This is a genomic window from uncultured Capnocytophaga sp., from assembly GCF_963525585.1.
Lineage (GTDB): Bacteria > Bacteroidota > Bacteroidia > Flavobacteriales > Flavobacteriaceae > Capnocytophaga.
In genome coordinates this window covers 1-10,366 of record NZ_CAURLX010000057.1, presented here as the reverse complement: position 1 = coordinate 10,366, position 10,366 = coordinate 1, and the positions used below count along the sequence as shown (strand labels likewise).

The 10,366-nt window shown below is 36.6% G+C and carries 10 protein-coding genes and 1 pseudogene; 3 read left to right on the top strand and 8 right to left on the bottom strand.

From position 1 onward, the window contains the following. From RYK20_RS10105 to RYK20_RS10095, 3 genes and pseudogenes are all read left to right on the top strand, one after another. A pseudogene (locus RYK20_RS10105) lies at positions 1–470 on the top strand (hypothetical protein); the annotation flags it as partial. 23 nt (positions 471–493) lie between these two features. Beyond that, positions 494–1,648: a hypothetical protein gene (locus tag RYK20_RS10100; RefSeq protein WP_314895328.1), complete on the top strand. Its 1,155-nt coding sequence runs from the start codon at positions 494–496 to the stop codon at positions 1,646–1,648. Between the two features lie 25 nt (positions 1,649–1,673). Continuing rightward, a complete protein-coding gene (locus RYK20_RS10095) occupies positions 1,674–2,789 on the top strand; it encodes a hypothetical protein (RefSeq protein ID WP_314895327.1) in 1,116 nt (371 codons plus the stop codon). Between the two features lie 187 nt (positions 2,790–2,976). Here the strand turns inward: RYK20_RS10095 and RYK20_RS10090 are convergent, their stop codons facing one another. The 8 genes from RYK20_RS10090 to RYK20_RS10055 form a co-directional block, all read right to left on the bottom strand. After that, positions 2,977–4,221, bottom strand: a complete 1,245-nt coding sequence (locus RYK20_RS10090) for a (Fe-S)-binding protein (RefSeq protein WP_314895329.1) — start codon at positions 4,219–4,221, stop codon at positions 2,977–2,979. Positions 4,222–4,290: 69 nt separating this feature from the next. Beyond that, on the bottom strand, positions 4,291–5,268 hold the full coding sequence (locus tag RYK20_RS10085) for an MlaD family protein (RefSeq protein ID WP_297978355.1): 978 nt from the start codon (positions 5,266–5,268) through the stop codon (positions 4,291–4,293). A gap of 86 nt (positions 5,269–5,354) precedes the next feature. Beyond that, a complete protein-coding gene (gene ccsA / locus RYK20_RS10080; protein ID WP_314895326.1) occupies positions 5,355–6,149 on the bottom strand; it encodes a cytochrome c biogenesis protein CcsA in 795 nt (264 codons plus the stop codon). Between the two features lie 4 nt (positions 6,150–6,153). Then, on the bottom strand, positions 6,154–7,362 hold the full coding sequence (locus RYK20_RS10075) for a cytochrome c biogenesis protein ResB (protein WP_314895325.1): 1,209 nt from the start codon (positions 7,360–7,362) through the stop codon (positions 6,154–6,156). Positions 7,363–7,454: 92 nt separating this feature from the next. Continuing rightward, positions 7,455–8,924, bottom strand: a complete 1,470-nt coding sequence (gene nrfA / locus RYK20_RS10070; protein WP_314802733.1) for an ammonia-forming cytochrome c nitrite reductase — start codon at positions 8,922–8,924, stop codon at positions 7,455–7,457. A 571-nt stretch (positions 8,925–9,495) separates the two neighbouring features. After that, positions 9,496–9,732: a hypothetical protein gene (locus tag RYK20_RS10065; RefSeq protein WP_314895324.1), complete on the bottom strand. Its 237-nt coding sequence runs from the start codon at positions 9,730–9,732 to the stop codon at positions 9,496–9,498. After that, positions 9,729–9,950, bottom strand: a complete 222-nt coding sequence (locus RYK20_RS10060) for a hypothetical protein (RefSeq protein ID WP_314895323.1) — start codon at positions 9,948–9,950, stop codon at positions 9,729–9,731. Before RYK20_RS10060 ends, RYK20_RS10065 begins: the two co-directional genes overlap by 4 nt. Positions 9,951–9,965: 15 nt before the next feature. Then, on the bottom strand, positions 9,966–10,235 hold the full coding sequence (locus RYK20_RS10055) for a hypothetical protein (protein ID WP_314895322.1): 270 nt from the start codon (positions 10,233–10,235) through the stop codon (positions 9,966–9,968). Between the last annotated feature and the right edge of the window lie 131 nt (positions 10,236–10,366).

The following is a 10,366-nucleotide window of genomic DNA, read 5'->3' as shown; positions in this document are numbered from 1 at the left end:
ATAGCTATCGGGACAATCAGTATCAGTGGTATCCTACTTTTGAAATTCCTAATGGAAAAATGGGAGATGTGCATTATCAATATTGGAATGGAGAAGGGTCTTTCTTTTTCTTCACAGACTTTATAACTTTAGAAGAACATAAAGATGTTTTTGCTCCTAAAGAATTGTATCACGATATAAGAAAACTTCCTTTGTATAAGGAAATAAGTTTTACTTATAAGGCTGAAGATGGCATAAAATATGGAGTGGGGCTTCAGTTTGATTGGGAAGATATTTTAGCAACCTATAAAAAGGTATTCGGGGAACATCCTGAGGAAGTAAAAGCGCATTTGGATATTCGAATGAATCGCATCAATTCTTATCTTACAGTTCGTTTAGTGGGAGATAATGGGAAAGAGGCTTTTATAGAACCTAAATTAATTGACATAGGGGAAGCTAATCAAAAATATGCTCCTCCTTTTGATAACTAATAAATAGATAAAAAATGAAAAAAATGAGAACATACTTACCAAAAATAGGAATGCTACTCTTAGCGACATTCCTAACTTCTTGTTTCTTTAAAACTAAAGATAATAAAGAAAACAAAGAACCCCAAGAAACTAAAGAACTCCAAGAAACTAAGGACGATAATATGAAATGGACTGCCAAATACAACTTTCTGGATTTGTACAAAAAAAGAAATAAGGGGTTCAATCCAGGTTCGGACAAACAACTAAGTTTGGTATTCTCCCCTATAGAAAATGTCATTATCTTAGGAGCTCAAAAGAACACTCCTAAGTTTGACCCCACTGCTACAGAAAAACAAGCAGTACTCTATATCTCTACGGATAGAGGGCAATCCTACAAGGAACTTATCCTTGAAGGAAATGATGTCTATGATATTGCAGCCTATACGAAAGAGCATAGTATTATTAAGACTTTTGGAAATAAAAATAAATATGTATACCTCCTTAATCATAAGACTTTTCAGCTGAAAACAATAGATAAGTATAACAGAGATGAAGAAATTTATTATGATGATTTTGATGGGCAATTTCTCAAATGCAAAAAAAATGGAGTACGTTTTTTAGCAAATGTATTAAGTAAAGACTCTGTAAAGTTGTATGAGATACCTAAAAAACTCACAGCTTATCAGTATTATCCTATTCATCAGAATGGAGATATTCTATATTACAATAAAATTTTAGAGCTTCGTACCTATAATGTAATTACTGGAGAAGATAAACTTTTTAGACAACTCAAACATAAATATAATTATTTCTTTCCTGAAAATTCGTCTGATTACAATACCCCTCTTTCCTTGCAAAATGCAAAAAATGAGAATGATGAGGAAACATACGAAAAGATGATTTACGACCTCGAGGAAAACTTTGTCCGTAAGATAACCAAAGAAAATCGTGAAAAGTACTATTACTATAAGGACTTTATCTGTGATTATACAAAGCTTCACACACATACTGAATTGCGTTTTTCTTTTGACAAAGGGAAAACTTGGAAAACCCACAAAATTCCTATGGTAGGTTTGTTTGGTTTTAATAAGAATGTAGGTTTCTTTGAGGACAAATATATTGTTTTTGAGGGTATTTTCTTTCTTGGAGATTCTCCAGAGAGTGGCGGGCGCATAATGGTAGGGGAGTTTTTGAGATAAGGTCAAAAAATAAAAAGTATATCCTATGAAAATAAAGAAAAATAAACTTCCAATGTACCTAAAATTAGCAATTCTACTAATTTTATTTACTAATTGTACCACTTTAATCCCTGATAACAATATGAAATGGACTGCCCAGTACAACTTTATGGATTTGTATAAGAAAAAGAATGGACCTTATAATCCAGATGCCAATATTGAATTAAGCTTGATATTTTCTCCTATGGAAAATGTCATTATCTTGGGAGCTCAAAAGGACACTCCTAATTTTGACCCCACAGCAACAGAAAGGCAAGCGGTACTCTATATCTCTACAGATAGAGGGCAATCCTACAAGGAACTCATTCTTGAAGGAAATGATGTCTATGATATTGCAGCCTATACGAAAGAGTACAGCATTATTAAGACTTTTGGGGATAAAAATAAATATGTATACCTCCTTAATCATAAGACTTTTCAGTTAAAAAAAATAGATGTATACAATAGAAAAGCTGGGACTTATTATGATGATTTTGATGGTCGATTTCTCAAATGTGAAAAGAATGAAATTCGTTTTTTAGCAGATGTATTAAGTAAAGAATCTGTAAAGTTGTATGAGATACCTAAAAAACTCACTGCTTATCAGTATTATCCTATTCATCAGAATGGAGATATCCTATATTACAATGGAATATTAGAACTTCGTACTTACAACGTAATTACAGGAGAAGACAAACTCTTTAATCAGCTTAAACATAAATATAATTATTTCTTTCCTGAAAATTCGTCTGATTACAATACCCCTCTTTCCTTGCAAAATGCAAAAAATGAGAATGATGAGGAAACATACGAAAAGATGATTTACGATCTTGATGAGAACTTTGTCCGTAAGATAACTAAAGAGAATCGTGAAAAGTACTATTACTATAAGGATTTTATTTGTGATTATACAAGGCTTCACGCCCATTCTGAATTGCGTTTTTCTTTTGACAAAGGGAAAACGTGGAAAACCCACAAAATTCCTATGGCAGGGCTGTTAGTTTTCAATAAGAATGTAGGTTTCTTTGAGGACAAATATATTGTTTTTGAGGGGATTCTCTTTCGTGGTGGAGGAGATGACAGTGGAGGAAGAATAATGGTCGGGGAGTTCTTGAAAAACTGATTTGACTAATAAAAACTGCTAGACATCTTCATTGTTTAGCTCCTGCTGGAGCAAGTTTTTAGCTTGTACCTAATATTTATTTGTAGAGCTTTCAGTTTTAGGATAACACACAGGCTTCAAGCTTGCATTAGCAGGGGAGGTGTTAAGTAGAGTGATTTTCTTGCTAAAAACAAGACGAGTAGTGTCACTACAGGAAGGTTTTTTCTCTTTCAGCAGGATTATAGCCCCAAGGGGAGGAGGTATTTTCCATTTGGGTCATCATTTTGTTCAGAGCTACAGGAGCGGTGGAGGCTTCCATTACTAAGTACCTGCGCATCTCTATAATGATAGATAAGGGACTGATTTCCATAGGACACGCCTCTACACAGGCGGCACAAGTAGTGCAAGCCCATAACTCTTCGGGCGTAATATAATCACCTAATAGTTTCTTATCATCGGAGACAAAAGAACCATTTGTATCTATATTTTTGCCTACTTCTTGGGTTCTTCGGCGAGTATCCATCATTATTTTACGAGGAGAAAGAAGCTTTCCTGTTTGGTTAGCAGGGCATTCGTCCGTACATCTCCCACATTCAGTACAGCTATAGGCACTTAGGAGCTGTACACGGCTGAGCTGGAAGATATCATCAGCACCAAAAGAGGGCAGAGGCTCATCAGGCTGAGCTTCTCCTGTAATCTCTTGCTCCATTCCTAGCATTAGCTTTACTTCTTTGGTAACGGAATCAAGGTTATCCAAAGCTCCTTTAGGCTTTATAGGTGCATAATAGGTATAAGGGAAAGCCAGTAGAATATGTAAGTGCTTGGAGTAGTAGAGATAATTCAAGAAGGCAAAAATTCCGATGATATGTAGCCACCAAGCGGTACGTTCTATGGCTATGAGAACCGCTGTGGAGCAATGGGTAAAAATAGGGGCAATCCATTGGCTTATTGGGAAAGTGCCTACTTTGGTATAAGGAGCCACATCCCTATACTGAAGAAGTCCATCACAAGCGTTCATTATCAGGAAAAGGGACATCATCACTAGTTCGGCATAGAGAATAAGGTTGGCGTCCTTTTTAGGGGTTCCTTGAAGTTCTTTTTTATGAAAACGAGGGATAGAAATTATATTTCTTCTGATGTAAAATAGAATAACTCCTATAATTACCAATACCGCTAGAATTTCAAAGGAACCAATGAGTATATTATAGAAAGAGCCTAAAAAACTGAATATACGATGGGTAGAGAAGATACCATCAATGAAAATTTCGAGGACTTCTATATTGATAATCACAAAGCCAATATACACAAATAGGTGCAAAATACCCGCTATGGGGCGTACTCCCATTTTCTGTTGTCCTAGGGCAAGGCGTAGCATACGTATAAGTCGCTCTCGCTTATGGTCGGTCGTAGTAACTACGGTACCTAAGCGAATATTACGCTGGAGCCTACGCATATTTCTTACAAAAAGACCTATCCCTAGGGTAGCTAACAATATAAATGCTATAGAACTAAGTATCAATGGCTATTTATTTTTTTCGGCACGTTCGGAGATAGAAGGTTCTACTTTATCAGGAGTTTCATATTCCACATTTTTCTTTCCGAATAGGGAAATATGTACATAACGCTTCGGATTCAAGCGGATATCCTCCATAAGAAGCCCCAATTCAGAGGTAGCTGTCTGTAAGTTATTATATAGCTTGGGGTCTTTTAGGAGTTGAGAAATGGTTCCATTTCCTTTCTCTACTTGTGTTAGCAATCCATTTACTTTGGCAAGGGTTCCCTCAATATTAGCTACGAGCTTTCCAGCTTGAATTTTAGAAAGTGAGTCGCTCAGTTGAGCAAAATTCTGGGAAATGGTCTGTACATTGGCTAGAGAGGTATGCAAAGGTGCTTGGCTAGAGGCGAGGAGCTGGTTTAGCCCAGCAGAAGCCCTGTTCATCTGCTGTAGGGTTACATTAAGGTTGGCAAGGCTTTCTTGGATATCTTTTTGAGCCTGAGGATTCAGGATATGAGTAAGGCTTCCCATCAAAGAATCGGCGGAATAGAGTACCTTATTTAGGTTCTTAGCGGTAGGCTCTAGGTTGGCTCCGATGGCATCCATAAGGCTTGCTTGTATATGAGAGGGGAGATAGTCACCTGATTGGGCTTGCTCTGCCCCATCAAGAGCGGGGAGAATCTGTAAGCCTGTACTTCCTAAAAGGCTTGTATAGATTTCAGCTTTACTATTTTTAGAAAAAGTGAAATCTCTCTTACAGGAGAAAGTAACGATAATTTGGGCGGTTTTTGGGTCTATAGAGATGGATTTAACAGCTCCTACAGTTACCCCATTGACTGTTACATTGGAGCCCGTTTGTAATCCTGCTGAATGAGAGAAAATAGCGTGATATTCCTTGCTTGTACTGAATATGGGGGTTGATTTGAGGAAGTTAAATCCAAAGATAAAACTTCCCACCCCTAATAGAACAATAATAGCTGTTTTTGCTTCTTTTGATAATTTCACAGTAAGTATATAAATGGTTTAGGGTGCAAATGTACATAAAATATTTGAAATACCCTCTGATAGATTTTATTTTTTAACAAGAGCGATTAGCCGGTATAGGTATGTACGCTCATTTGAGCCGTAGGAAGGTAATTGACTCCAAACCAACAGATAAGCAATAGTACAAAAGCCACACCTACAATCAGGAAGCTATGTAAGGGCTGTTTTTCCTTATGTTTATATTTGTGATGAATATATACTAAGTAGCCTAACCAAGTGATAAAAGCCCAAGTTTCCTTAGGGTCCCACGTCCAATAGTGTCCCCAAGCCTCTTTAGCCCAGAGAGCTCCAAAGAGAAGACCAAAAGTTAGAAATACATAGCCTACATTGAGGATTTGGTCACAGAGAGCCAGAAGAAGTTGGGTTTCTTTTCCTTTCTTATAGCAATAGATGCCATAAAAAGCTGTCAGAGAAGCCATTCCCAGCATTGCATAGGCGAAAATATAGACAATTACGTGAGGAATAAACCAGACACTCTGTAGGGCAGGCATTAGGGTTTTATTCATCGTATCTGGGTATAGATAGGTGAGCATCACAAAGGTGATAGCCATTGCAGCGGCATAGCTCAGAATCCATTTATACTTGTAGAGTAAGTAAAGTGCATAGCCAATCACCCCCATAAAGAAAGCATACCAAAGGCGTGTTTCGGCAAGGGTACGCATAGGAGGGCGTTCCAGTTCACGCCAAAGAAGTACCATAAAAGTACCTAAAGCTAAAGAAGCCACCAAGAAGCCTGCTATGCTCAATCGCCTAAGAACCGTTTGCTTGCTATAAATCATTATTCCTGAAAGTACCCACAGGCATACACTTATATAAGTAATCAAATCAAAATATTTCCACATAATATTATTTTCTATTGGTTAATAAAAAGGCAATTCCTCCAATAATCAACATAAAGATTCCTGTATAGACAACTGGAAGCCAAGGATCAGAGATGAGCTCAACGACACTTCGCTCTGACCAACGCCCCATAGGTTCATCATAGCTTACTTGGTATATTCTCCAGCCTCCCACCTCTATAGGATGATTGACTTCTATTTTTTCCTGACGGATGATATCTTCTTTACCTTGTTCATAAATAAGGACTTCAGATTGGAATCTCTTAGCTTCAGGAGGAGCCATTACTAAGGTATGTTCAGGGTCAAGATCAATGGCTCTTGGAGGAAGTTGGAAGTTACCTGCAGAAATCCATTCGGTCTGTTTCTTATGGGTAGGGAGGTGTTCTACGGTTACATAGGCCGCATTGGTAGCCCCCCACATTGTATGATTCACATAAGTGCTATCGGTGTCAGGGATAGCCTTTTCTAGGTATTGGTGTAAGGTGATTTTCCAGTCCAGTAGGGTAGCACTTTCTCCTTCTTTCTCTAGCATAAAGCCTATAGGTTTGTTCTTGGGAAGGGAATTGCCTAAGGTATCAATGATAAATAGTTTGTTAGGGTAAATATCAATACTAAATTCTTTGAGTTCTAGGGCAATGGGTAGTTCTACTATATTGCCTTTTTCATCGGTAGCACGCCATTCTACTTTGTCCTTCTGTAAGGTCATCTTCAGGCGCGCAATGTCTCCTTGTCCTAATACGCCGGCAAACATTACTAGCCATAAGCCAAAATGATTCAGTAAGAAAGGGATATTTTTAGACTGATATACTAAAGAACGCTTCAGAACGGAGAACCATAGGTTGGTTAGTGCCATAAAGAATATCAATGCAAAGTACCAAGTCTTGGTAAGATCCTCCAGCCCTAGGCGAGAAAGAAAAGCATTGGGAGAGACTTGGGGGTCATAATGGATACTCCCTAAGCCTATAGTGAGGAACCCTAGAGTAGCTACCGTAACAATGGCAAAAGGAGCCGAAGAGTGGAGCTGTGTGAAGGGCTTTTTCTTGAAAATAAAAAAGATAGAGGTAGAGATAATAAGGAAAGCAAATCCAGCAAAAATATTATAAGGAAAGCTAAACCAGCTTTTGGAGATACTTCCTAAGGAAAATTGCAGTATAAAGCCCAATATAAGAGAAGTAAGGGCTATATAGCTCGCATAACGATATTGATTTTGGTTCATTGAGGAATTTTAATTTTATAGGAATGTAATAAGTCTTGTTTTTATACATATAGAGACGCATTTTTGTGCGTCTCTATAGTTAAGGAAGTTTTTTATCGTTGTGTTACCAAAAGTCCTTTTTCTTTAGCTTCTTTAATCCACTTAGGAACTATATTTTTAAGGAATTCTTTTTTAGCTTTTTCTTCTTTAGGAATATCTAATCCTATTTCTTTCTGAGCTTTTTCTTTGGTACTGATATCAGGCATTACAAAAGGTGCTGTGATATGAAGTTTTTCTTTAAGAACATCTAGAGCATTTTCAGCTTCCATAGCATAAATCATACCATCAGAAAGAATACGTTGTGATTCCATAGGTGCGTGGAATACAGATCCGTGAGAAGAGTGAGCAAAGTCCCAACGCCATTGAGCTCTTCTGATAAGGGAAAGGATAGGTTTCATTTGTTCTTCTGTAGCCCCATTATCCCAAAGGTGTTTAGCTTTGAAGTGAACTTTTGCCAATTCTTTTTCAAGCTTGATACGCAAACCGAAGATAACTTCTTGGCGTTCGAATACGTTCTTTTTCAGTTCATCTTCACTTTGTCTGTGGCAAGTTTGGCAACTAGCACTTACATTACGCAAAGGGCTACTGATGTGGTGGTCTGTTACTTTTACGCCTCCTTGGGTGTTATAAGGCATATGGCAGTCAGCACAGGAAACGCCTCTTTGTCCGTGGATACCCATTTTCCAGATTTCATAATCAGGGTGTTGTGCTTTAAGGATAGGGGTACGGCTCACAGAATGTACATAGTCTGTCCATCCTGATTCGTCATAATATTTTTCAATATCATCTACTGTAGTTCCTTTATCCCAAGGGAAAGTCAAGTACTTTTTATCTCCTTTGAAGTAGTATTCCACGTGGCATTGTGCACATACAAGAGTACGCATTTCTTGGTGAGTAGCCTTAGAAATATCTTTACCTTGTCGGTTGAAAGCCTCTACCAATGCAGGTTGTGTAATGGTAAGGTTCATAGTCTTGTGATCGTGACAGTTAGCGCATCCTAGTGGATTTACAATTTCGCTACCCCACTTATCCCAAGGAGCACTATAATAATTCTCTAATCCTACTTTTTCCATTAGTCGAGGCACATCGGGGCTTTTACAAGTCCAACAAGTACCAGGCTGAGGAGAGTGTGTAGAATCGGTAGGAGAACCGGTTCTAAGGGTGTTAGTAACATCCTCAATAGTGTGCATATGCCCACGAGGAGCTGTATATTCCTTAGAGAAAGCATAACCTGCCCAGAGTATGACCATTTCAGGACGCAAAGCAAGGAGGTCATCATTGTCACTGCTCATATACTTAGAGCGGAAAGTAGTGTCGGCAGTTTGCTCCCAAGCATCATACTGGCGAGGGTAGTACTTGCCCCACATTTCGTTTCTACTCTCGAACTGTTGGAAATTAGCGGTTGGAGAAGTAGAGATCATCTCCGTTTCAGCTTTTCTTCCCATTATTGAATTGGCAAGCATTCCTAAGAGGAACGTTACTACAGCCAATATTCCTACGATTAACCAATTTTTCTTTTTCATCACTATAAAATTGTTGTTAGTAAAATACCATTAAAATTCACTTAGTTTTATTCTTGTTTTTGTCCTTTTTTGACCATATTCTGTAGCCATTCAGGGAGAATTTCCCGAAAACTATCAAACGTAACTAATTGAATACCAATATTTGTTATTCTCTATTTCCTTACATTTTTGGCGTTGTTTGGCGCAAATTTGGAGCAAATTACCTCCGTTTTCTCTTATTATATATACTTTTTTACACTTACACTTATAAATATATAGTAAAAATGTTATGATTCGTATGCAGGCTTATAACTCATTGATTTACAACTCTAATTCTGCATAAAAACTGCATACTTTTTTCTTTGTGCATAAAAAGTTTTTATGCAATAGCGGTTAGAATATAAACTGGTGTTCTTTCTTTAGGTTGAATACAAACTTTTCCATATACTGAAAGATCTTCTTTGTCTTCTCATTAAGGACTATTGCGGTAGCTTCGCTTTGTGAATACTTCTGTTATTGAAGCTATACAAAAAGGATAATGTACTTGATAAAAACATAACTTAAATATTTAGTATTAATAACATAGGAAATACTATTCGTTATTTTTTACAATTAAATAAGCTATTAACGCAAAAGCTCCTACTAAAAGTATTGCCTTTAATAAATCAGTATTATCATTTTGGGTTTCATAATTGTTATATTGTTCCTGAGTGATGACATTAGCTTCTTTTAATTTTCTAACATAAAGTTCTTGTTCCTGCTTTGTTGCTCTCCCTTCATTTATCTTTTTGTTCAATGTATATAATTCCTGATATTGTTCTTCTGTCATTTTTTTCGTTTTTTATTGTAGTCCTCAATTATTTGATTTAGTGTAGGTAATATTTGTTCCAATAAGTCCATTTCAGTTTTTACTTCTATTACCTTTTTCTCTAATTCTGATATTCTTTCTTTTTGTTTGTCAAAAATAGAATATACCCAATGACCAGCTTTAAATAAAATACCTAAAATTGTAAGAGATCCTCCTACAATTACTACTGCTTTTTCCAAAAAATCCATTTTTATTTACTTATCTTCTCTATAAGCATTATCTAATATATCCCTAATTTCTACAAGAATATCTCCAAATCCTTTTAATTGCTCATCTTTTCTGTCGCCATCATCTTTGTAGAAGAAACTCCTTTGTCTATAAAGAGCTAATTCGTATATCTTCAGTGCCTGTTCTGTTGTTAGCTTCTCCTCTTTTGTAATTTTTTTCAAGCTGACTATTATATCATCTATGATTTCTTGAACGTTTAAAAGATACCTTGGATCTTGGTTAAATAATGTTCCCATTTATTTATTAAGTATTTCTAAATTATTATCCCCAAAGATAAGTTTCATTACTTGATCTTTCTTATCTTTTTTCAGCTCTATTTGCAAAATAGCCTTTATATCATCTTCACTCTCTTTATTATACGTTTCCT

Coding starts and splice junctions, on each gene's coding strand:
- RYK20_RS10100 (WP_314895328.1), top strand. CDS start 494: ATGAGAACATACTTACCAAAAATAGGAATGCTACTCTTAGCGACATTC.
- RYK20_RS10095 (WP_314895327.1), top strand. CDS start 1,674: ATGAAAATAAAGAAAAATAAACTTCCAATGTACCTAAAATTAGCAATT.
- RYK20_RS10090 (WP_314895329.1), bottom strand. CDS start 4,221: ATGCGTAGGCTCCAGCGTAATATTCGCTTAGGTACCGTAGTTACTACG.
- ccsA (WP_314895326.1), bottom strand. CDS start 6,149: ATGTGGAAATATTTTGATTTGATTACTTATATAAGTGTATGCCTGTGG.
- RYK20_RS10075 (WP_314895325.1), bottom strand. CDS start 7,362: ATGAACCAAAATCAATATCGTTATGCGAGCTATATAGCCCTTACTTCT.
- nrfA (WP_314802733.1), bottom strand. CDS start 8,924: ATGAAAAAGAAAAATTGGTTAATCGTAGGAATATTGGCTGTAGTAACG.
- RYK20_RS10065 (WP_314895324.1), bottom strand. CDS start 9,732: ATGACAGAAGAACAATATCAGGAATTATATACATTGAACAAAAAGATA.
- RYK20_RS10055 (WP_314895322.1), bottom strand. CDS start 10,235: ATGGGAACATTATTTAACCAAGATCCAAGGTATCTTTTAAACGTTCAA.